The following is a 23,607-nucleotide window of genomic DNA, read 5'->3' as shown; positions in this document are numbered from 1 at the left end:
TTAGCTCATTTTCTTTAAGACATCCCCTGCCTCATCGAAGAACTTCTTTATCTGATCTTTTTGCTGAAGGGTCTGGGTAGAAGCGTTGATATTCTGAGCCGCAGTTTTTACTTCCTGAGCATCTGATGCCAGATTAGGAAATTTCTCCTTCTGCATTTTTTCAATGACATTAGCCAGCTTAGTACCTGCGTCTTTAATTTTGTTTGCATGTGTAGTTGCTGAAGGATCTCGTTGAATTTGCTGTGCATCCTGTCTTACAGCCTGCATGTCTGCGCTTACATCTACATTAAGTTCATTGGCCTTTGCCTGAACCGCATTCATAAGGCTTATTATCGCGTTGTTGGTGTACTGGTGATCAACACCCATACGATTGCTGTCTGAAATATAGGTTAGGTAGCCTTCAACTCCCTGGCCAGTGGCAGATAATGAATCTCCCTGAGCATTCCAATTAGTGGTGTCCGTTTCAGTGTCCCAGGTGGTAGTGTCGGTATCATCTTCCCATACCGTTCCTTCTTCAACCTGTTCGGTGTTTGCGTCATCCATATCATCGTTATCGTCGTCTGCAAATACTAAAAAGTATAAGAGCGCCAATATTACCAGAGCCAGAATGATCCACGGCCAAATTGGTTTCTTTTTTTCGATCTTAATCTCTGCCATAATTTTTCTTTTTTTTAGTTAGATTATTGATTCCCTAAATTACAGATTTAGCGACCCTTTTTAATTAAGAGCAGCCTAAATTATTGTTAATTAAGCATTAAAAGGGGGAATCGATCGAAGTAATCTTAGTGGTTTAAGAAAGAATCGCAGAAATTTTTACGGAACCGCAATTTTCATTTTTACAGGGGCGATCCTGGCTACTACCTCTTTAATATCACCTCTGTATTCCCCATCTATCTGAAAGGGAATGTTTTTGTAACTTCTAATTTTGGCTTCCACTCCTGGAATGATCTCCAGAAAGTCTTCATTGAGCTCCACGTTTTCCTTAAATGTCTCAAGTATTTGCGGAATGTTGAATTCTTTGAAGATCAAGATCTCGAACTTTCCATCATCGAAGCGACCATTGGGATTAATGTTCGCTCCTGTTCCATATTTCTTCGCATTCGCTATGGCAATGAGAACTGCCTTCCTGGAGATCGTCTTTCCATTGATCTCAATTTCAAACTGAAAGGGGAAATCACTTTGAATGAGCGTGGGAATAGATTGAATGAGGTAACCCAGCTTTCCGCGGATATTTCCTTCGTGATAATTTTTTATAAGCGCTGCATTTAGTCCTATGTCACTAATGTGCAAACAGAGCTCACCATTGATGATAATGGTGTCCAGGTCAATAAATTTATTTCCGAGGCAGACATCTACCAGGGCAGGTACTTCGGTTGGGAGATCAAGGTTTTCTGCCAAACCATTAGCTGAACCGGCAGGGAATACCCCCACGGGAATGGAATTGTCTTGCAGGATCTCTGCAATAAGCTTGATGGTGCCATCACCTCCCATGGAAATTATGCGCTGAGGGTCGAAGCTGGCGATCTCCTGCTGAAGTGCCTGCTTGTCTCCTTCTCCCGAAGTGAAAAATGTATGACTTTCAAGACCTCTGGTCTCGAGAATTTCCTTTACCTCTTCTAAAAGGCCCGATTTCTCCCGGCCTCCCGAAATAGGATTCACAACCATTAAAACCCTGCTAAATTCGGTCATTTTCATTGAGCTTGTGGCTAAAATTAATTAATTTGGAAAGGATTGCCTGTAAAATTATATTAAATATGAAATTGGACATCAAATTGTACAGAGGCTATGTTAATGACCAGGAACTGGTAGTGTTTGGTCACGTTTTCGACTCCTGGGCACCAGATAAATATGAGATTGACAGGAAAGGCTACAGGCACGCTAAATCAGTATATAAGATGTTTACCATCAATCCTATTACCAATGCCAGAGTAAAATTGAAGTTCAAAGATCTCGAAGTGGAAACTAAGACCACAGATGACGGATATTTCAGATTTAATTTGCCCTATAACAAATTTCTGGACAGTGGATGGCACCCCTATACCGTCTCCTGTAAGATTGGTGAAATGGGTATCATAGAAAAAGGGGAAGTGCTGAAGCCTTTTAAAAGTAAACTAGGTATCATATCTGATATTGACGACACTTTTCTAATCTCCCACACAAATAACTTTTTTAAGAAGCTCTATGTGATTCTCACCCAAAACATTAATAACCGCGAAATCTTTAATGATGTTGTTCCCCATTACCAGGCCTTGAGCAGGGCAGGGCAGGAGGAAAACGGACAGTTCAATTCCTTTTTTTACGTGTCGAGCAGCGAGTGGAACCTGTATGAGTTTATTTTGCAGTTAACCCGAAAGCACAAACTACCGAAAGCAGTAATAAAGTTGAAGAGCATAAAAACAGGTTTGGGAGACTTCCTCTTCACTGGCCGCGGTGGCCACGATCATAAATTCATAAAAATAAAAGATATAATTTCCTTTTATCCTCAGTTGCAATATGTGTTGCTTGGAGATGATTCACAACAGGACCCTCACCTGTATGAGCGGGTTGCAAAGATCTTCCCCATGAATGTAAGAGCTATTTATATTAGGCAAACCTCACGGAAGCAAAAGCCAAAAGTGAAAAGCACCCTTGAAAATATTGAAGATCTGGGAGTGGCAACCTGCTATTTTAAAGATAGTACTACTGCTATTGCGCATTCCAAAAAAATAGGGATCGTTTAAAGATCCCTATCTTCAAGTTCTATATAGAATATTCTATTCTCGGAATGTAGTAGATGGAAAAACCACTACGCTTTCATTTCCGTTTTTGCCTACGGCAGCAACACCAAAGAAAAAATTGTCGATCACAATTCCTTCTAAGGTGAAACTATCTACATCTCCAACAAATCTTGAATGTTCCCATTGTGGTGCCGTAGTAGATCTCCAATATATTTTGTAGCCAGCTACCTCATCACCATTTACTTTTTTCCAGCGTAGTTTTGCTGAAGGTTCTACAATGCCCCCAATGGCAACCTCTTCTGGAGCAGGAGGAGCCCAGGCGAGGCTCGCAAGATTGATAGCATTAACAGCAGTTAGCTTAGCAGCATAATCAAAGTTCACGTGCTCAATGACATCTCCATAAGCTATGCCATTTTCAGTACGTATATCCTGGTGTTGCTGATTGTAATTTTCATGGGCCTCCATGATGCGGATTCCGGGGAAACCTAGATCGTTGAACGGTCTGTGATGGCCTCCTCTCCCAAATCGATCAAGCCTGTAAATCATCATAGGGTTCATTTCAGGCATGTAGGTCTCTGTGGTTTTATGAACATACCTTGCCAGCTGCCTGGAAATTCCGTCCACTTCTCCGCCATAGAACCTTCTCATATTTCTTTCGCGTTCGGTCTCTGTAGGAGGTACAGGTTCAGAAAATATTCTGAAAGTTCGGTTATCGATCACTCCGTCAACTCCTTGAATGTTTCCAATCATATCGTTGTTGAATACACCAATAATGTTCCAGCCCTTTTCCTTAGCCATCTTTGCGAAGCCCTGTCCGCCAAAAAGTCCTTGTTCTTCGCCCGAAAGACCCAGGTAGATAATACTACTCTCAAAACTGTACCTGGAAAGCACTCTGGCCGCCTCCATTACTCCCGCCATTCCGCTGGCGTTGTCATTTGCTCCCGGAGCATCTGTAGTAAAATCCATCGTGTTGCTGGCTCTTGAATCAATGTCGCCAGTCATAATAACGTAGCGATTAGGATACTTAGTTCCTTTTTGTACTGCGACTACATTTACTACCCAGGCATCTTTAGGTACGCGGTTTCCTTCATCTTTAGTGACAAAATCCTTCTGGTAGAAGACTTCCAGGCAATTTCCGCATTTTTTAGAAATTTTCTCAAAATCTGATTTAATAAACCTTCGGGCTGCTCCAATACCCCTGGTGTTGGAAACGGTGTCGCTAAAAGTATTACGGGTGCCAAAATTAGCCAGCGTGCGAATATCTTGTTCAATACTGTCGGCAGAGACTGCTTCAATAATATCATAGATCCTCAAATCTACTTGTGGCGGTGCTGAATTCGTTTGCGCGCCTGCAATAAAGCCGCAGAAAACTAAGGTGGCAAAAAAGGCATTTTTAAACATAATTATTTTTTTAATTTTCGTTTCCCAAAATACTAAAATTTGGACATAAAAAAAGCTGCACGAATGCAGCTTTTATAGATTGAAGTGGTTTTTCTAGTAGATGATCTTGTCATCACCATCCATACTGTTTTCCACCTGTCTTGATTTTCCTCTAATCTTAGATTTTACAGAGTCATATCTGTGAGAAAGATTATCGGCCAGATCATTGTATTTGTTTTTAGCACCGTACATATATTCATTGCTCTTGTCGGTGATATTTTTACGTGTTTCTGTACCTTTCTTAGGTGCAAATAAAATTCCTGCAATTGCACCAATTGCGGCACCTGAAATTATTCCTGCTATAAATTTTCCTGCTTTCATGTCTTACAGTTTACTGTGATTGATTTATTTTAAATACTTTGGCTAATATACTTCTAAAATGGTGGGGTGTAAGAGAATACCTAGTTAAGGTTGCTTTAAAACTTCAAAATTTTTTAGCGATAATTTAACACTCATTTTGTGCTACCTCGTAAGACTGGCAAACTCGCTGAGCAGGGCCCTTACTTCGTCTACATCATCAATAAAATATTTAGCTTCGGTCTTGTTTCTGCCCACCTTGACAGAGACAGTATGATCGGGTAGTTCTGTAAAGAGATATTCATCTGTCCAGTCATCACCAATTGCAAAAATGAAATCATATTTTTCCACGAGAAGCTTGTTTGCTGCTTTTCCTTTGTTCACTCCACTGTTCTTGATCTCCAGCACCTTATTTCCCTGCAAAACACTTAACCCATGATTAGAGATCATATCTTTTAATACGGCCGAAAGTTCATTAGCCCGAACCTCTCCCAGTTCAGGATTTGCTTTTCTGTAATGCCAGGCCAGCGAGAAATTCTTTTCCTCAATGAAGGTACCTGGAGTGCGGTCAACAAAGGTTTCAAGTACCGGTCTTACCGTGCTCATCCAGCTATTGTTGAGGTTCTCGGTCAATTGCCACTCCTTGTCTACGGGTCGGTTCCAAACACCATGTTCAGAAATGAGTTCTATCGGCAGGTTCTTCCACCAGTTACCAAGGGTTTCCTTGTCCCGGCCACTTATAATGACCACCCGGGTGTTCTTTTGTTCTCCCAGTCTGCCAATAAGGTCTAGTAAATCGGCATCGGGATGGGCTTCGTCTGGCTTGTCTACAAACTTTCGCAGTGTACCATCGTAGTCTAAAAACAGGATGCGATGCTGTGCCGCGCTATACTTGTCAAAAAGGTCTTTTTTAATATTGTCGTTAAGCTGAATACTTTTAAAGGCTTTTCTGGAATCTTTAGTCTCTCGCAGGCTCTTCATAAAATCACTTGCCCAACGCTCTACATTATATCTTTTTAATCTCTTCTGAAGGATCTTGTTACGCCTTATTTGTTCTTCCTCTGGCATTTCAAGGGCCATTTTCATGGTGTCGACGATCTGTTCAAAATTGTTGGGATTAATGATCAGCGCTTCATTAAGCTCATGAGCTGCACCTGCCATTTCACTCAGAATTAATACCCCGGTTTGATCTGTTCTGGTGGCGATGTATTCCTTTGCTACCAGATTCATTCCGTCACGAGTAGGTGTGATGAGCGCGACATCGCTTGAAGCATATAGGTCTATGAGATTTTCAAAAGGCATGGCTCTGTAGAAATACCAAATGGGGGTCCAGTTTATCGTAGCGAACTTTCCATTGATGCGTCCTACCAGCTCATCTATCTCCTTCTTAAGCAGCTGATACTGCGGAACATTGGTGCGCGAAGGCACAGCAAGCATAATAAGCCGCACTTTTTCCTGATATTCAGGATATTTTTCTAAAAAGTATCCAAACGCTCTGATGCGGTTGGCAATTCCCTTTGTATAATCCAGACGATCTATCGAGAGGATAAGTTTCGTATTACGGGTGACGTATTTATGGTAATCCAGTTTTTTCTGAATGTCTGAATTCTCACTTCTTGGCTGATCCTTATGTTCCTTGGCAGCTTTATGGAATTTCTTATAATCTATTCCCATTGGGAAGGAATCAGACCTTACGATCCTATTACCAATATTCACGCTGTTGAAGTTGATATCATATCGCAGAATGCGATTAACCGATCGTAAAAAATGTCGTTCATAATCATAGGTGTGAAACCCAATAAGGTCTGCACCCAGCATTCCTCTTAACACTTCCTCTCTCCAGGGAAGCGTTCGAAAGACTTCCGAAGAAGGAAAAGGGATATGATTAAAGAACCCGATCGTAACATTGGGTTTCTTTCTTCTAATATATTCAGGTAAAAGGAGGAGCTGGTAATCGTGAACCCAAACTACATCGTCGTCGTCAAGGCGCTCTATAACAGCTTCGGCATATTTTTTATTCACCGCTTTGTAGGCCTCCCAATGATCTGGATCAAATTCAGTAAATTCCATGAAATAATGGAATAGTGGCCAAATGGTCCTGTTACTGAACCCATAGTAGAATTTCTCAATTTCATCGGAAGTAAGAGAGACAGGGATGCAATCCTGGTTTTTCACCTCCTGAATGACTTCTTTCTCAAGTGCATCTGGAATGTCTTCCTCCGCGATTCCTGTCCAACCAATCCAAATACTATCACCTTCCTGGTGAAAGCTTTTTAATCCTGTTGCCAGGCCACCCACACTAGGAGTGACTTCCAGTTCATTATTTTCTGTAATATTTATTTGTAAGGGTAGGCGGTTAGAGACAATAATTGTTTTACCCATAATAATTTTTCAGGTCGTTCTATCTAATTCATTTTGCTTAAATTTCCGAAAATTAAAAGAAGGACCCTACTATTTTAAAAGAACTTTAAGACTAATGAATACACTGGATTACGGGTTGATCGGGAACTGTAATAGTGCCGCATTGATCTCTAAAACGGGCTCGCTGGACTGGTGTTGTCTGCCCAATTTTAACTCCGCTTCAGTCTTTGCCAAACTACTCGATAAGAACATTGGTGGCAGCTTCTCCTTTGAAGTTGCCAGTCACTACAATATAAGCCAGAAATATCTCTGGAAGACCAATATTCTGTGCACCACCTTTACTTCTGAAGATGCAGCTTTTCAGGTTATAGATTTTATGCCGCGTTACAGGGAAGAAAACGGAAGTTTTTATGCCCCGCCAGATATTGTGAGGTTTGTTTATCTTCTAAAAGGCACGCCAAAGGTAAGGGTGAACTACCAGCCTAAACTCGATTATGCCCGGGAGGAAACCTTTACTGAAAATCATCGGCATTATTTAAAAAGCTTCACCCGTAAGGGGAAATATGATTCCCTATATCTCTATACCAGCCTGGATCTGGATACTGTGCTGGAAGGAAAGGAGATTAGTCTTACGCAAAATGAATATTTTCTTTTAGGTTACCATGAAAAATTAAGAGAACAGAATCTTGAGCGGGCGTATCTCAAATTTCAGCGCACCAAGACCTATTGGATGAACTGGAGTGAACAAACCACCAAGTTTCCTCATTATGGAGAGGAAATAGCCAGAAGTGCCCTGGTGCTCAAGGCGATGAGCTATCAAAAAACGGGTGCAGTACTGGCAGCAGTGACTACTTCTTTGCCCGAGACCATTGGAGAAGTACGTAACTGGGATTATCGTTTTTGCTGGATTCGGGATGCTTCGATGGTCATTAAAGTAATGAACAGCCTGGGCCACAAGGAATCTGCTCAAAGTTTTTTACAGTTCATCATCCATCTTATTCCGCATAAGGATGAAAAACTGCAAATCATGTATGGAATTAATGGTGAAAAGGAACTTACCGAACACATTCTGGATCATCTTGCAGGTTACGAGGATTCCAAGCCTGTAAGAATAGGAAATGCAGCTTATATACAAAAGCAGAATGATATCTATGGCATTCTTATGGAGGTCATCTATCAGCAATTCCTGCAGTTCGAAACAACCCTTGAGAATAGTTAAGAGCTATGGACCATCGTTCGCGGAATTGTAAGGATCGTGGAAGAACACTGGCAGCAGCCAGACAAAGGTATATGGGAATTTAGAACAGAAGAGCGTCATTTTACCTTCTCCAAACTTCTCTGTTGGGTAGCAGTAGACAGGGCTGTAAAGATTGGAGAGATCTTAAGGAACGGGATCAACGACAAAAAGTGGAAGGACCTGAGGCAGGAGATCTATGATGACATCTATGAAAAAGGATGGAATGAAGAAATGCAGGCCTACACGCAATCTTATGGTTCCAAAGATCTGGACGCTTCTACCTTGTTAATGGAAACTTATGGCTTTATAAAGGCCAAAGATCCCAGGTTTATTAGTACGGTTAAAGCTACCGAAAAGGAACTCTGTTATAACGGACTCCTGTTCAGGTATAAAAACAAAGATGATTTTGGACTTCCCTCATCCTCTTTTACTATTTGTACTTTTTGGTTTATCAACAGCTTATTTAAAATTGGTGAGCGGGAAAAAGCAGTCCGCTTATTCGATGAGCTGTTGTCTTACAGTAATCACCTGGGCCTTTTTAGTGAAGATCTTGATTTTGAGACAAAACGACTGCTTGGAAATTTTCCGCAGGCCTACTCTCATCTTGCACTTATAGAAACTGCGATGAATTTTTCAAAGGGAATGACTTCCGAGGCGCAACTCAAAGCTTTTCTGGGCGAGGAGGACCTTCTTTAACTTCAACTCGGGTTCTTGGCAAACTCTGGGGATAGTTTTCCCTGATGTACTTCAAGAGGTTTTCCCTGGCGTACACGCGAAGATCCCATGCAGTGGGAGCATCTTTAGCGCTCATAAGGGCGCGTAATTCCATGGTCCTTTCTGTGGCGTCGGTGACCTGTATGACATTTACCTTCCGGTCCCAGAGGTCGGTGGCATTAAGAAGCCTCGTTAGTTCGGCTCTTAATTTATCGATGGGAAGATCATAATCGGTATAGATGTATACGGTCCCAAGAATATCTGAAGAATTGCGCGTCCAGTTTTGAAATGGTTTCTCAATGAAATAGGTGGTGGGCAGAACTAACCTGCGTTTGTCCCATATTTTTACTACCACATAAGTAAGCTTGATCTCCTCTATACGGCCCCATTCCCCTTCTACAATGACGACATCATCTATCCGTATGGGCTGGGCAATGGCGATCTGTATTCCCGCGAAAATGGTTCCGAACACCTTTTGTGCTGAAAGACCAAGAACAATTCCGGCAATCCCGGCAGAGGTGAGGATACTCATCCCAATTTCTTCAATACCATCAAATGTGAGCAGGGCAATTCCGGCACCAAACAAAACAACTACAAAAATCGCTATTCTCTCAATAATGTTGAATTGCGTGTAAATTTTTCTGGCCCTCAGGTTATTGGAGGTGTTGACATCGAACTGCTTTAAAAATTGGTTTTTAGCAATTCTTATACCCACAACTATGAACCAGGTAAAGCTTAAAATAAGAAGTAGAGACCGCAGCTGTTGGAAAAATGCGACCTGCCCGGGTTCTGTAATGATCTCCCGGTTGATCAATCCCGCCTGTATGCCAACGGCCAGAAGGAGGATGATGATCGGAATTTTTAAGCGGCTCGCAAGGTTATGAGGGAGGATATTTCCCGGATCTTTTCCCAGTCTCCTAAGGAAAAAATGTACAGCAAAATATACTGCGACCAACCCTACCAGGAAAATGAGGATGTAAGTAGTATTATCTTCCATATCTCCGTTTGCTTTTTCACAAACTAAATAATGATAAGGAAAATGCCTGTTAAATTAGTTTAAAAAATAAAAAGAGGCGGTCTGAAAGCACCATATTCCGTCAAGCTGAACATGTTTTCAGCTTCCAATCTTCTTTTGACTATAATTGGTAAGAATGCTGAAAAAAAATCAGGATGACGTATGATTTGCTTGTCAGACAGCCTCTTTAATAACTTGAATATTGTAGTTTCCTAAAAAGGATAGCGATTTTCGGAAACTACCTTTTCGGCTATGACATTTCTCAATTCCACAACATTTGGATGATTGTCATATTTGGTAAACCTCTTTAGTCCCATCAACATCATTCTTTGCTCATCGCCTTCAGCAAAAGAAACAATTCCCTCTTTTGCACGAGTGTTGATGATATCAACTGCGTGATATAAATATAATTTCGCCATCGCTATCTGTTCCTTCTGGGTATTAGCTCCAAATCTCTTGGCATTCTTTTCGGTTCTTAAAATGGCAGATTCAGCCATATATATTTCTATAAGAATATCTGCTGAAGCAAGAAGCAGCTGCTGATGGTCTTCCAGTTGAGGGCCAAATTTCTGTACAGCGCTCCCCGAAACCATGAGGAATACCTTTTTCAGTTTTTTGATCATCTCTTTCTCTTCAGCAAAAAGATCTGAATAATCTGGTTTGTCAAAAGAAGGAATTCCAGTGAGTTCTTCTCCCACTTTGGTTGCAGGGCCTAAAAGGTCTACGTGACCTTTCATGGCTTTTTTGATGAGCATTCCCACGCACAACATTCTATTGATCTCATTAGTACCTTCGTAGATACGAGTGATCCTGGCATCTCTCCAGGCAGATTCCATAGGAGCATCTGCCGAGAAGCCCATTCCTCCAAAGATCTGAATGCCTTCATCTGTACAATTCTGAAGGTCTTCGGAAGCCGCAACCTTTAAAATGGAACATTCTATAGCGTATTCTTCCACACCTTTTAATTCGGCCTCCTGGTGAGAATTTCCTTCTTCCTGCCGAATGGCAATTCTGTCTTCAATGTCTTTTGCAGCTCTATAGGAAGCAGATTCTCCGGCATAAGCCGAAGTAGCCATCTCAGCAAGCTTTGATCTTACCGCTCCAAAATTTGCAATAGGAGTTTTAAACTGAACCCGGTCATTTGCATATTTCACTGCAGCATTGATAGTGCGACGCTGCGCATCAAGACAGGCACCCGCAAGTTTAATACGGCCCACATTAAGCGCATTCATAGCGATCTTGAATCCATTCCCTCTTTCTGAGAGCATATTCTCAACCGGCACCTTGGTATCGTTAAAGAAAACCTGACGGGTAGAGGAGGAGTGGATCCCCAGCTTCTTTTCTTCCTCTCCAAGAGAGATGCCGTTTGGATCTTCAGGATCGTATTCAACTATGAAGCCGGTGATGTTTTTGTCATCTTCAATTCTCGCAAAGACGATCATCATGTTACAGAATCCGGCGTTAGAGATCCACATCTTTTGTCCGGTGATGCTGTAGTATTTTTTGTCTTCAGAGAGTACTGCTTTTGTTTTTCCGGAATTTGCATCACTACCTGCGCCTGGTTCTGTAAGAGCGTAAGCTCCAAACCATTCTCCGGTTGCCAGCTTCGGCAGGTATTTTTTCTTTTGTTCCTCATTTCCATAGAGGGTAATTGGCAGCGTTCCAATACCTGAATGGGCTCCAAAGGCTGTGGAGAAAGATCCCGTAGCTCCCGAAATGTAATCAACCACAAGCATGGTGGTCACAAACCCCATTCCCAGGCCTTCATATTCTTCGGGTACAGAGACTCCCAAAAAGCCCATTTCTCCCGCTTTTCTCATGAGTTCTTCAGTGAGCTCATAATTCTTCTTTTCGAACTCCTCCCTTTTTGGCATGATCTCACGATCCACGAACTCCTGAACGCTTTCACGCATCATCTTCTGTTCTTCCGAAAAGTCTTCGGGAGTAAAAACGTTTTCTGCACTTGTTTCCTTTACCAGGAACTGCCCTCCGCGAAGAAGGTCTTTTTTGTTGCTATCTGTTTGTATGCTCATGTTTTATAGATATTAGACTTGAGATATTAGATATTAGAATCTTCCCAAGCTCATTATTTTTATTTTTTATATCTGATATCTCAGATCTCATATCTCCAATCTATCAAGAAAGAAATTCAAACACTCCCGCAGCTCCCTGGCCAGTTCCAACACACATTGTTACCATACCGTATTTGTTCTGCAGGTTGCGTTTTCTCATTTCATCAAGAAGCTGCACGGTAAGCTTTCCTCCGGTACATCCCAGCGGATGGCCCATAGAAATGGCACCGCCATTAGGATTCATCCTTTGCATGTCTAGACCCAGTTCATTGATCACGGCTATAGATTGGGAAGCAAAAGCTTCATTCAGTTCAATGAGCTCCAGATCCTGAATCGAAATTCCGGCTTGTTTTGCTGCCTTGGGAATAGCATAAACCGGCCCAATTCCCATGATCCTTGGTTCTACACCAACAGCGGCGTAGCTTACCAGTCGGGCAACAGGTTCCAGATTCAGCTCCTTCACCATTTCTTCGCTCATTACCATCACAAAAGCGGCTCCGTCACTCATTTGAGAAGAATTTCCGGCAGTTACACTGCCACCTTCTTCAAACACTGGTCGTAGTTTCGCCAGAACTTCCCTGGAAGTATCTGCACGAGGGCCTTCATCTTTATTGATGGTATAGGATCGCGTTTTTTTCTTGCCGTTCTCATCAACGTAGGTTTGATCGATCGTGATAGGCACTATCTGCTCCTGAAAACGATCTTCCTGTTGTGCTTTAAGTGCTTTTTGATGTGAGTTGTAAGCAAATTCATCCTGTGCTTCCCTGGATACCTTATACTTTTTCGCAACTGCCTCGGCGGTTAGGCCCATTCCCCAGTAGTAATCTTCCCGTCCTGCTTTTGCCAGTTCGTAATTAGGGACAGGTTTGTAACCGCCCATTGGAATATAGCTCATGCTTTCGGCACCTCCGGCAATGATACAGTTGGCCATTCCGCTCTGTATCTTTGCTGTCGCAATTGCAATAGTTTCCAATCCAGAGGCACAATAGCGGTTAACGGTCATTCCTGGAACGTCTTCTGTTTTTAGACCCATAAGGGAAATAAATCTCCCCACATTCAAGCCCTGTTCGGCTTCAGGCATGGCATTACCCACAATGACGTCATCAATTCGTTTTTTATCAAAATCGGGCAGCTTATCTATCAAATATTCTATAGTCTCTGCCGCTAATTCATCTGGCCTTTTAAATCTGAATACCCCCCGCGGTGCTTTTCCCACTGCAGTTCGGTATCCTTTTACGATGTAAGCTGTTTTCATTTTCTTAGATTTTAGATATTAGATTTGAGATGTGAGACAAAGATTTCACTTCGTGAATTTCTTTATCAACGTGTAGTTCATTTTCTGAACTTCAATCAAATCTTTTAAAAGTGTTGTTATTTTTTCTTCTGCAATAAGGTTAAGACGATGAGAAAGGATTAGTTGAGTCAATAGTTCGTTAGACGATCCACTTGCAATACCTAGAAAATTTTTAAATTCTCCGTCAGTATTTCTTCCGGCTCCTTCTGCAATATTAGATGGAATTGAAACTGCACTTCTTCTAATTTGACTGATCAATCCATACTTCTCCTCCTTCGGAAATTCAGAAGAAATTAGATATGTCTCTTCTGCAACGTCCATTGCTTTTTGCCAAATCTTTAAATTTTGAAAGTTGTGCATATTCTTCCTTTTAGTTTATCTTAAATCTCAAGTCTCAGATCTCTCGTCTAGTTTCTTAGAGGCTTCCCCTTCTGCAGCATATGCTGCAGTCTTTCCAAAGTCTTTCTTTCGCCCGTAAGTGATAGGAAGGCTTCTCTTTCCAGATCCAGCAGGTATTGTTCGCTTACATACGAGTTTTCTGAAAGATCACCGCCGGCCATTACATAGGCGAGTTTATTGGCGATCTTTTTGTCGTGTTCGCTGATGTATTTTCCTGCAACCATCTGGTCTGTTCCTACATAGAAAGCTCCTAGCGCCTGACGCCCGAGAACCTTGATGTCGGTTTTCATGATGGGCTTGGTGTAACCGTTTTCGGCCATAAGTAAAGCATGTTGTTTTGCGATGGCAAGTTGCCGGTCTGGATTTATTACCACGATATCTTTCCCTTTTTGAAGGATGTTCAGGTCATAAGCTTCATAGGCTGAGGTCGAAACTTTTGCCATTCCAATGGTAAGGAAGTGCTCGCGAAGTCGGTTCAGTTCTACATCATCTTTCTGGAAGGTTTCCGCAGCACGAAGGGTCATTTCTTTAGAGCCACCTCCGCCGGGAATTACTCCAACTCCAAATTCCACAAGTCCTATATAAGTTTCTGCTGCAGCGACGACTTTATCTGCGTGTAAGGAAAGCTCACAACCGCCACCTAAAGTCATCGCATGTGGGGCGGCCACAGTTGGAATTGAAGAATAACGCATCCTCATCATGGTATCCTGGAAATATTTGATGGCCATATTGAGCTCATCGTATTCCTGTTCAACAGCCATCATAAAGATCATCCCAATATTGGCACCTACAGAAAAGTTCTTTCCGGTGTTGGCAACTACCAGTCCCTGATATTCTTTTTCAGCTAGATCAATGGCCTTGTTTAGGCCATCAAGAACATCACCGCCAATAGAGTTCATTTTGCTTCGGAATTCAACATTCAGGATCCCGTCGCCAAGATCTTCAACCACAACGCCGCTGTTGCTGAAAATTTTTTTGAACTCCCTGATGTTATCCAGGATGATAAATGCATCCTGCCCCGGAATTTTCTTGTATTCCTTAGCATTAATGTCATAGAACCAGGTGTTCCCATCCTTTACTTTATAAAAAGATGTATTGCCTTTTTCAAGCATTTCGTTGACCCAGGTGGCAGGTTTACGACCTTCGGCTTTCATGATCTCCAGCCCTTTCTCTACACCTATGGCATCCCAGATCTGGAAAGGCCCATGTTCCCAGCCATAACCGGCCTTCATGGCATCATCGATCTTATAGAGTTCTTCTGTGATTTCAGGAATGCGGTTGGAAGAATAGGCAAGAATAGCTGCAAAATTCTTTCGATAGAACTCGCCGGCTTTGTCCTTTCCGTTGACCAGAACTTTAAATCGCTCTTCTACCTTGTCAATCGTTTTCGTTAATTCAAGAGTAGCGAAATTTGCCTTTTTCTGAGGTCTATATTCTAAAGTCTTTAAATCAAGCGAATGGATCTCGCTGGAACCATCGTCTTTTTTGATCTTTTTGTAAAAACCCTGTCCGCTTTTGCTTCCAAACCATTCATTCTCTACCATGGTTCCAATATAATCGGGCATGGCGAAAAGGTCATGCTCCTCATCTGTAGGAACTCCCTTGTGTAAACCTTCGGCAACGTGGTTTAACGTGTCAAGTCCAACAAGATCTACGGTTCGAAAAGTGGCAGATTTTTGTCTTCCTATTACCGGCCCCGTAAGTTTGTCAACTTCTTCAACGGTGAGGTCCAGTTCCCGAACCATGTGGAACAGGCTCATAATACTGTAAGTTCCAATTCGGTTTCCAATAAATGCAGGCGTATCCTTTGCGACTACAGATTTCTTGCCGAGGAATTTTTCTCCGTATTCGTTTAGAAATTCAAGAACTTCAGGCGAGGTTTTTGGCCCCGGAATGATCTCAAACAACCGCAGGTAACGCGGCGGATTGAAAAAGTGGGTTCCGCAGAAATGCTTCTGAAAATCTTCGCTGCGGCCTTCGCTCATTTGCTGAATTGGAATTCCGGAGGTGTTTGAGGTAATAAGCGTACCCGGTTTTCTATATTTTTCAAGGTTATCAAAAACCTGTTTCTTGATGTCAAGCCGCTCTACCACAACCTCCATGATCCAGTCAACTTCAGAAACCTTTGAAATGTCATCCTCGAGGTTTCCGGTTTTGATGCGATTAGCAAAGTCTTTGTGGTATATAGGTGAAGGTTTGGATCTTAAAGCATCCTGTAAAGCAGAATTTACAATGCGATTTCTCACCTGCTTATCTTCCAGGCTAAGGCCCTGTTTTTTTTCCTTTTCATTCAATTCTCTGGGGACGATGTCAAGCAAGAGAACCTCTACGCCAATGTTTGCGAAGTGGCAAGCAATCCCGCTGCCCATAATACCCGAGCCTATTATTGCAACTTTATTAATTCGTCTTTTCATGTTGTTAATTTTTGATGATCGCAAAACAATCTTTACTATTCATTATATATTTTTCTTGAAGCCACGAGATCCATGATCTTATGTGCAACCTCAATAAAAGTTTCCAGGTCTTTTTCAGGAATGTTCTTCCTCACCGCCTCGTCAAAAGTTAGCACCACTTTTTTGGAGTAATCTCTCATCTCTTTTCCAAAATCTGTAAGGTAAATGAGAACACTCCGGCCGTCTTCAGGATTCTTTTTTCTCTTAATGAGTCCTTTGTCCTCCATCGTTTTTAACGTTCGGGATAAACTCGTGGCTTCCATGCCCATCTTAGGACCCAGCGAAGTGGAGGGGGTGCCGTTCTCAGGATCGATGCTTAAAAGGGCAAAGCCGGTAGCCATTGTACTTCCTTCCTTACTAGCCTCTTCATTATACATTTTGGCAATTGAAATCCAGGTGGCCCGAAGGACGTAATCAATGGTCTTTTCTTTCATAGGATCTCAAAGTTAAGAAAAATTTATTATGCACGCATAGCAAATATAGAAATTCTTCCGACTTTGAATAGCCACTCTTAAATTTATTTGAAATACATAAAAAAACTCCCTTTAAGAGAGGAGTTTAACAAGAAATTTAGAAAAAGGAGGTTGCTATTTCTGCTGCTCCTTAAGTTCGTTCTGGATCTTTAACCAGCGATCAAGAAGGAAGAATTCCATTTCGGCTTCATTCCGTCTGGTGATGACAAGTTTCAAATCATCGTCTTCAATAACAAGATTGATCAAAAGTCTCGCTTCTTGTTCAGATAGCGCCAGCTCCTGCCGCATATAATCCCAAAAATGAAGCTCAAGATAGGTAATATGCCTTTCCTTTTCTTCATAGGTAATATTGCGCTTTAATCTTTTGGTCCTGCCGTTTATGGCATTCAGAATGGCATCAATGGAAACACCGCCACCAAGTATTCCCAGCACGTGTTTTGGCTTGAAATCTCCAGCAGTTCTTAAACGGCGTTCATTGAGGGTAAGTTTTTCGATCTTCTTCGGAATAATACCAAGACTCACAGCATTGATCTCCGATGTTTCATTGACCAATACCTCCCGCAGTTCGTTCGATACTTCTCTCATGGTAAAGACCATCCTTCCAGCCTTTAGATCCTCTGGTTTTACATACGCAATAAGATCCTGCATTCCAACATGAGTAAGGAGAAGAGTGTCTCCAAGCATTAAGTTAAGCTGAAAATTTCCATTTTCACCAGATACAGAATATTTGCCTGTCGAAATATTTCTTACATGCACGTTATCTAAACCTATGGAATCATTTCTCACAAGGCCTTTAATCAAGGTTCTTTCCTGAGCCTGAAGCTGAACCAGGAAAAAAGAGAGAATGCCAAAGAGGAAGTATTTCATAGTACAGAAAATTCTGAGGAAATTTAAAACATTAAAGTTTAAGAGGTTTCAAAAATGACATTTTTGAAGGGTTAATATTTGGAATATTTTTGATCTGCCCGGAGTTGCAGTACCCAGAAACCCTGTCATTTCTTAACTTTGCGGGCTAACTTTACAACATGCTGAACTATCCAATAAGATTTGAACCCATTTTAAAACAAAAGATCTGGGGTGGCCGGAAATTAAAAGAACTCCTTCAAAAGTCTTCAGATGCTGAGGATCTGGGGGAAAGTTGGGAGATTTCAGGCGTAAAAGGGGATATTTCTGTTGTTGAAAATGGTTCCTTAAAAGGAAGCACTTTAAATGACCTTTTAGAAGCGTATAGGGAGCAGCTTTTAGGAAGAGGTAATTATCAAAAATTTGGAGCAGAATTCCCTTTGCTCATAAAATATATAGATGCGAAAACCGAGCTTTCGGTGCAGCTGCATCCGCATGATCGTATTGCGAAGGAGCGCCATGATTCCTTCGGAAAGACTGAAATGTGGTATATCATGCAAGCCGATGAGGGGGCAGAGATCAATGTAGGGTTCAAAAACAGCATTTCTAAAGCCGAATATCTTGAACACCTGAATTCCGGAAAAATTACCGAATTACTTAATTTCGAAAAAGTGAGGAAAGGAGATTCTTTTTTCATCAACACGGGAAAAGTGCATGCCATTGGTGCCGGAGTATTATTGGCCGAGATTCAGCAGACTTCCGATATTACTTATCGCATTTATGATTGGGATAGGGTTGATGCTGAAGGAAATTCCAGAGAGCTGCACACAGAGCTGGCTTTAGACGCTATTGATTTTGAGAGGAAGGACGACTTTAAACTGGAATATTCAACCACAGAAAATAGGGCGAATACGATAGCTAGCTGTGAATATTTTACCACCCGTTTTCTTCCTGTAAGTGGGAAGGTCATTCAGGACCATTCCGCCTTAGATTCTTTTGTGATTTACATGTGCGTAAGCGGTGAAGCTGAAATTGAGATCAACCATAATTCTGAAAGAATAGCGGTGGGGCAGACGCTGCTGATCCCGGCAGAAAATAAAAAGGTGCAAATAACTTCTGAAGGAGCCGAACTTCTTGAAATTTTCGTATCCTGATTTCAATATCAAAAAAAGAGCAGCTTCAAAAATGGCATTTTTGAAGCTGCTCTTTTTTCAGGTATTATTTTCCGCTTACATTCATTTCAAGTCCAAATACAGAATCCATTGCCGTAATGAAAAGAGTCTTGCCATCTTTGCCTCCAAAGGTGACATTCGCAGTCCATTCCTTATCTACAGGAATATGAAGTACCTGTTCTCCAAGGCTATTAAAAACGGTGACACCATTGCCAGTGAGATAAAGATTTCCCTTTGCATCTAAAGTCATCCCATCTGATCCCATTGCTGTAAAAAGAGTTTTATTTTCCAACTTGCCATCTTTTCCAATCTCATATTTCCAGGTTTTGTTGTCCTCAATATCGGCAACAAAAAGGTGTTTTCCATCTGGCGTTCCAATGATCCCATTGGGTTTCACCAGGCCTTCAGCAGCAATGAAAAGGCCTTTTCTATTTGGCGTGAGGTAATATACCCGCTGCTCCTTAATGGGTTTTTCGCTGTGATTCCAATAGGGTCTTTTGTAGAATGGATCTGTGAAAAAGATACCACCATCGGGAGCGATCCACAGGTCATTAGGTCCGTTGAAGCGCAGCCCTCTGAAATTATCCAGGAGCACTGAAACTTCCTGCTTCGGACTGATTTTCCAGAGTTCGGAATGTTTATCGGCTGCGGCATAAAGATTTTCTTCGGCATCAAAATAGAGCCCGTTTGCTCTTCCTGCTTCTTCCATAAAAACCGACACTTCATTGGTCTCCACAGACCATTTATGAATGCGGTTGTTTGGCTGATCGGTGAAATATACGTTGCCATTTGCATCGGCAGCAGGGCCTTCGGTAAATTCAAAACCGTCGGAAATCAACTGCAGCTCAGCACCTTCAGCAATTAAAGGCGTCTCCTGCGCATTTGCTGAAGCGTTAAAAAAAATAGTGAATATAAACAGGGTAGCAGGTAACTTCATAGGTGTTCAATTTTGATCAAAAGATAAGGATTTCCTGAATGCTCTCTCAAAAATCCCAAGTATAAATACCTGTCAAAAATGTCATTTTTGACAGGTGATTTTGACATCGTTCTCCCAGATTACTGTTCTTCCTGCTTCAAAATTGCTGCTATTGCTAAAAGTTCTTCCCTGCTAAATTCCAGATGGTCTAAGGCAGCAATATTGTCGTGCAATTGAGAAACCTTGCTTACACCAATTAGCACTGAGGTAACTCTTTGGTCTTTTAGCAGCCATGCAATGGCCATTTGTGCAAGAGCTTGGCCGCGCGATTCCGCTATTTTGTTCAAAGCTTTCACCTGCTCGAGCACCCGGGGTGTTATTTTATTCTTATCGAGGTAGCCACCTTCTATTGCGGCACGAGAATCGGCAGGAATACCCTGCAGGTATTTGGAAGTTAGAATTCCCTGCTCCAGAGGTGAAAACACAATACTTCCCAGTCCTTCTTGTTGAAGTGTATCCAGAAGTCCATTTTCTACCCACCGGTCGAACATATTGTAGCGAGGCTGGTGAATGATAAAAGGTGTTCCCAACTTTTTAAGGATGAGGGCAGCTCTTGCAGTTTGATCGGCCGTGTATTGAGAAATCCCAACATACAGTGCCTTTCCTTGTCTTACAATCTGGTCTAAAGCACCCATGGTCTCTTCCAAAGGAGTGTCGGGATCTGGCCTGTGGTGGTAAAAAATGTCAACATATTCCAATCCCATTCTTTTAAGGGATTGATCCAAACTTGCGATAAGGTATTTCCGGGAACCAAAATTTCCATAAGGGCCAGGCCACATGTCCCATCCTGCCTTGGTAGATATGAGAAGTTCATCGCGATAGGACTGGAAATCTTCTTTATAGATCTTTCCAAAATTCTTTTCTGCCGAACCGTATGGCGGTCCGTAGTTATTCGCCAGGTCAAAATGAGTGATCCCATGATCAAAGGCAGTTCGAAGGAGCTGTCGGGAATTTTCAAAACTGGTGGTATTTCCAAAGTTGTGCCACAGGCCAAGGGAAAGCAGGGGAAGTTGTAAGCCACTTTTTCCGCATCGGCGGTACTGGATCTTTTCATAGCGGTCTTCAGCCGCGACGTATGATTTCATTTTATTGGTTTTTTTGGAGCAGGTCTTTGTAAAAAGGAGTGAGTCTATCTGCCATGATTTTATGATCGTCTACACTGGGATGGTTAGTACATCCACGCCCATTAAATTTTTCAAATTCAAAAATGGAAATTGCCCGTTCCGGCAATTCTGCTTTTACTTCGTGGAGAATCTTAGAAAGGGCAAGGCCTTCAGCTTCGCCTGTCATTGGGCTGGAGAGCAGGGCGACCTGCGTTTCTGGATACTTCTTAAAGATTGCTTCCACGAATTTGACATAATTATCCTTAAATTTTTCAGCATCAAAGTCAGGTCGAATGTTGTCGCCATCGCCTAACGAGAAATCATTGGTGCCAAGGGCAATACTTACAACATCTGGAGGATTTTTCTTGTCGATTTCTGCTCTTTTTCCGTGGTTACCGTTTAGATGTAAGTACGGATAAACATCGGGCATCACCGGTTGGTCCTCATCGTTCCAGTTGCGGTACATCCCCATTCCAGATACGCAATTAACTTCAAAGTCTACCTCGAGGGCTCTTGCCACCCGGGGTCCATAAGCCATGTATGCGCTGTGATGATCGAACCATTCCCCATCTTCGCACCCCACTTCTGTAGTATCGGCTCCCATACCACAGGTTATGGAATCTCCAATAAATTCGATCTTTTGACGCTTTTGAAATGTCAGATTTCCGATTTTACCAGCCCGAATTCCATTAAAGATCACGGCACCATTGGCAGCCTCTGTTTCCTTGTAGATGACAAGCGTATTTGCCGAGTCTTTCTTCGGAAGCGGAAATTTCAAAGTGTCTTTCAGGATCCTGAAGCGCCCTATATACTCCTGATTTAGCTCTATAGCCACGTAATGTTGTTGTTCGTTATCGCTTTGAAGAAATACGGTAACTGTGTCGCCATAAACGTTGCTTTTTACAGAAGAAGCTGATGTGATCAATTTAGTACCTTCTGCAGTTTTCAGAATGCGACCCGAATAAATAAACTGGTCATTCTCATCTTCAAAGAATTGATCCTGGGGTGCTTGTTCAGATTTGCAGCTTATCAAGAGAGAAAGCAGCGCTAGGAAAAAAAATGGACGCATGGATTGGCCTTTTTGAGACCCTAATTTACAGCTTTCCCTTAGATGCTTTTAGAGATTTTTGAGAATTATCAGCAAAAAAAAAGTCCGACAATTTCTTGCCGGACCTGTCTGCATTTTATGGAATTCTATTTTTCGTAAATACCATCATAAAGCTTTTGATACAATTTGATGATATTTCTACGTTTCAGTTTCATGGTAGGAGTAAGATGTTCCCCTTCGATGCTCCAAACATCGGGCGTTAGTTCAAAGGTTTTAACCTTTTCCCAGCTTCCAAATTTCTGGTTGTAGAAATCAACCTCTTCCTGGATCCTTGCCTTTACCTGCTCATTTGCAATAAGATCTGCATTGCTCGGGCCAACCTCAATGTGCTTTCTCTTTGCCCATTCCCTCACAAATTCGAAATCGGGCTGGATAAGGGCAGCTGGCATTTTTTCACCTTCGCCAATGACCATGATCTCGGTAATGAAACGAGACTGCTTCATTTGGTTTTCAATGATCTGAGGAGCTACATATTTCCCGCCAGAGGTTTTGAACATTTCCTTTTTCCGGTCGGTGATCTTTAAAAATCCGTCATTGTCAAGTTCCCCAATGTCACCTGTGTGGAAGTAGCCATCTTCGTTGATTACTTCTTTAGTTTTTTCTGGCTCTTTAAAATATCCCTGCATCACGTTAGGGCCTTTGCACAAGATCTCACCGTCTTCAGCAATCTTTACATCGACATCCTTCAGCACCCGGCCTACTGTGCCAATCTTAAAGCCGCCGTTACGCTGGTCATTCACCGAGATCACCGGAGATGTTTCTGTTAATCCATAGCCTTCCATTACCGGAATTCCTGCAGCAGCAAACACTCTTGCGAGTCTTGGCTGCAAGGCGGCACTTCCAGACACAATAAGTTCAATGCGCCCGCCCAAACCTTCTTTCCATTTTGAAAAGATTATTTTTCTGGCCAGGCTAAGTCTGGTTTCATACCACCAGCCATTCGCGCCATATGGCTCATATTTTAATCCAAGTTCCACAGCCCAGAAGAAAAGCTTTTGTTTGATCCCTCCAACTGTAGAGCCCTTTGCGATGATCTTATCATACACTTTTTCGAGTAAGCGGGGTACAGCCGAAATGACATGAGGTTTCACCTCCTTCAGGTTATCGCTTATCATTTCGATGGATTCGGCAAAATGGATGGAAACACTGTAATACTGGTAGAGATAAAGGATCATTCGCTCAAAAATGTGGCAAACCGGCAGAAAGCTCAGTGCCACATAACTTCCGAAGTCAAAAGGTACTCGCTCAGAACTTAAAAGCACATCACTCACAATATTCTTATGACTTAACATCACCCCTTTAGGTCTTCCTGTAGTACCAGAAGTATAGATAAGCGTGGCGAGGTCGTTCTCTTTGACGGCATTTTTCCTGGCCTCTACCTCATCTTGATTGGATTCATCCTTTCCTAATTTTAAAACTTCACTCCAATTATCGGCCCCTGCGATCTCATCGAACGTGTAAACGCCTTTAAGGTTCGTATTTCCGCGTACGGTATTCAGCTTATCCAGAATTTCCTTGTCAGACACAAAGCAATAAATGGATTCACTGTGGTTGATCACGTATTCATAATCTTCCTCAGAGACTGTGGGGTATATAGGCACATTCTGCGCGCCGATCTGTAAAATCCCTATGTCGAGGACATTCCATTCTGTACGATTGTTTGTAGAGATCACCGCGATCTTGTCATTAGGCTGAATGCCCAGACGCAACAGCCCCCTGCTCACGGCGTTTGCCTTGTCTATATATTCCTGTGTTGACAGGGCTTCCCATTTACCATTACGTTTGCTAACAAGAGATTTCTCAAGTGGTGCATTTTCCAACTGGAAATATGGAAAATCAAACAATCTTTTAATTTCAATCATTTATTGAATTGTTACAATAGTCCATGCAAAATAGGAAAAGCAGCATCTATTTCAAATTTTTTTTACAAATA

General features: G+C 42.1%; 18 protein-coding genes and 1 pseudogene. 3 read left to right on the top strand and 16 right to left on the bottom strand.

Annotated features, from left to right (window positions below):
- Together HC175_RS07745 and HC175_RS07740 are read right to left on the bottom strand one after the other, a co-directional pair.
- Positions 1 to 657, bottom strand: coding sequence for a hypothetical protein (locus HC175_RS07745; protein WP_168137557.1), 657 nt, complete (start codon positions 655 to 657; stop codon positions 1 to 3).
- A gap of 156 nt (positions 658 to 813) precedes the next feature.
- Positions 814 to 1,689, bottom strand: a complete 876-nt coding sequence (locus tag HC175_RS07740) for a diacylglycerol/lipid kinase family protein (RefSeq protein WP_168137908.1) — start codon at positions 1,687 to 1,689, stop codon at positions 814 to 816.
- Positions 1,690 to 1,754: 65 nt separating this feature from the next.
- Here HC175_RS07740 and HC175_RS07735 point away from each other — a divergent pair, with 65 nt between their 5' ends.
- A complete protein-coding gene (locus HC175_RS07735) occupies positions 1,755 to 2,720 on the top strand; it encodes an App1 family protein (protein ID WP_168137907.1) in 966 nt (321 codons plus the stop codon).
- Positions 2,721 to 2,753: 33 nt separating this feature from the next.
- Here HC175_RS07735 and HC175_RS07730 read toward each other — a convergent pair whose 3' ends face one another.
- The 3 genes from HC175_RS07730 to HC175_RS07720 form a co-directional block, all read right to left on the bottom strand.
- Entirely contained in the window at positions 2,754 to 4,118 is a 1,365-nt protein-coding gene (locus HC175_RS07730) for a M28 family peptidase (protein WP_168137906.1), read from the bottom strand.
- A gap of 93 nt (positions 4,119 to 4,211) precedes the next feature.
- Positions 4,212 to 4,478, bottom strand: coding sequence for a YtxH domain-containing protein (locus tag HC175_RS07725; RefSeq protein ID WP_168137905.1), 267 nt, complete (start codon positions 4,476 to 4,478; stop codon positions 4,212 to 4,214).
- 141 nt (positions 4,479 to 4,619) lie between these two features.
- Positions 4,620 to 6,836, bottom strand: a complete 2,217-nt coding sequence (locus HC175_RS07720; RefSeq protein WP_168137904.1) for a bifunctional alpha,alpha-trehalose-phosphate synthase (UDP-forming)/trehalose-phosphatase — start codon at positions 6,834 to 6,836, stop codon at positions 4,620 to 4,622.
- A 94-nt stretch (positions 6,837 to 6,930) separates the two neighbouring features.
- Between HC175_RS07720 and HC175_RS07715 the strand changes: the two are divergent.
- Positions 6,931 to 8,748: pseudogene (locus HC175_RS07715) on the top strand (glycoside hydrolase family 15 protein).
- Here HC175_RS07715 and HC175_RS07710 read toward each other — a convergent pair.
- The 7 genes from HC175_RS07710 to HC175_RS07680 all read right to left on the bottom strand — a co-directional run bounded on the left by HC175_RS07710 (position 8,714) and on the right by HC175_RS07680 (position 17,339).
- Positions 8,714 to 9,763, bottom strand: a complete 1,050-nt coding sequence (locus tag HC175_RS07710; protein WP_168137903.1) for a mechanosensitive ion channel family protein — start codon at positions 9,761 to 9,763, stop codon at positions 8,714 to 8,716. The pseudogene HC175_RS07715 and the gene HC175_RS07710 overlap by 35 nt on opposite strands.
- Positions 9,764 to 9,993: 230 nt before the next feature.
- Positions 9,994 to 11,814 (bottom strand): acyl-CoA dehydrogenase family protein, encoded by a 1,821-nt coding sequence (locus tag HC175_RS07705; RefSeq protein ID WP_168137902.1) that lies wholly within the window; start codon positions 11,812 to 11,814, stop codon positions 9,994 to 9,996.
- A gap of 103 nt (positions 11,815 to 11,917) precedes the next feature.
- Complete coding sequence (locus tag HC175_RS07700; RefSeq protein ID WP_168137901.1) at positions 11,918 to 13,108, bottom strand: acetyl-CoA C-acyltransferase; 1,191 nt, start codon at positions 13,106 to 13,108, stop codon at positions 11,918 to 11,920.
- Positions 13,109 to 13,153: 45 nt separating this feature from the next.
- Entirely contained in the window at positions 13,154 to 13,507 is a 354-nt protein-coding gene (locus tag HC175_RS07695; protein ID WP_168137900.1) for a four helix bundle protein, read from the bottom strand.
- Between the two features lie 47 nt (positions 13,508 to 13,554).
- Positions 13,555 to 15,960: a 3-hydroxyacyl-CoA dehydrogenase/enoyl-CoA hydratase family protein gene (locus tag HC175_RS07690; RefSeq protein WP_168137899.1), complete on the bottom strand. Its 2,406-nt coding sequence runs from the start codon at positions 15,958 to 15,960 to the stop codon at positions 13,555 to 13,557.
- A 35-nt stretch (positions 15,961 to 15,995) separates the two neighbouring features.
- On the bottom strand, positions 15,996 to 16,433 hold the full coding sequence (locus HC175_RS07685) for a MarR family winged helix-turn-helix transcriptional regulator (RefSeq protein ID WP_168137898.1): 438 nt from the start codon (positions 16,431 to 16,433) through the stop codon (positions 15,996 to 15,998).
- 153 nt (positions 16,434 to 16,586) lie between these two features.
- Positions 16,587 to 17,339 (bottom strand): peptidase associated/transthyretin-like domain-containing protein, encoded by a 753-nt coding sequence (locus HC175_RS07680; RefSeq protein ID WP_168137897.1) that lies wholly within the window; start codon positions 17,337 to 17,339, stop codon positions 16,587 to 16,589.
- A gap of 158 nt (positions 17,340 to 17,497) precedes the next feature.
- Here HC175_RS07680 and HC175_RS07675 point away from each other — a divergent pair, with 158 nt between their 5' ends.
- Positions 17,498 to 18,469: a type I phosphomannose isomerase catalytic subunit gene (locus tag HC175_RS07675; protein ID WP_168137896.1), complete on the top strand. Its 972-nt coding sequence runs from the start codon at positions 17,498 to 17,500 to the stop codon at positions 18,467 to 18,469.
- 64 nt (positions 18,470 to 18,533) lie between these two features.
- Here HC175_RS07675 and HC175_RS07670 read toward each other — a convergent pair whose 3' ends face one another.
- From HC175_RS07670 to HC175_RS07655, 4 genes are all read right to left on the bottom strand, one after another.
- Positions 18,534 to 19,424, bottom strand: a complete 891-nt coding sequence (locus HC175_RS07670; protein WP_168137895.1) for an SMP-30/gluconolactonase/LRE family protein — start codon at positions 19,422 to 19,424, stop codon at positions 18,534 to 18,536.
- Positions 19,425 to 19,543: 119 nt separating this feature from the next.
- Positions 19,544 to 20,548 (bottom strand): L-glyceraldehyde 3-phosphate reductase, encoded by a 1,005-nt coding sequence (gene mgrA, locus HC175_RS07665; protein WP_168137894.1) that lies wholly within the window; start codon positions 20,546 to 20,548, stop codon positions 19,544 to 19,546.
- A gap of 1 nt (position 20,549) precedes the next feature.
- Positions 20,550 to 21,635, bottom strand: a complete 1,086-nt coding sequence (locus HC175_RS07660) for an SGNH/GDSL hydrolase family protein (RefSeq protein WP_168137893.1) — start codon at positions 21,633 to 21,635, stop codon at positions 20,550 to 20,552.
- A gap of 125 nt (positions 21,636 to 21,760) precedes the next feature.
- On the bottom strand, positions 21,761 to 23,536 hold the full coding sequence (locus tag HC175_RS07655) for an AMP-dependent synthetase/ligase (RefSeq protein ID WP_168137892.1): 1,776 nt from the start codon (positions 23,534 to 23,536) through the stop codon (positions 21,761 to 21,763).
- Positions 23,537 to 23,607 lie beyond the last annotated feature (71 nt).

The organism is Salinimicrobium oceani (assembly GCF_012037645.1).
The sequence above is the reverse complement of the archived record's forward strand: the minus strand, read 5'-3'. Positions and strand labels throughout refer to the sequence as shown.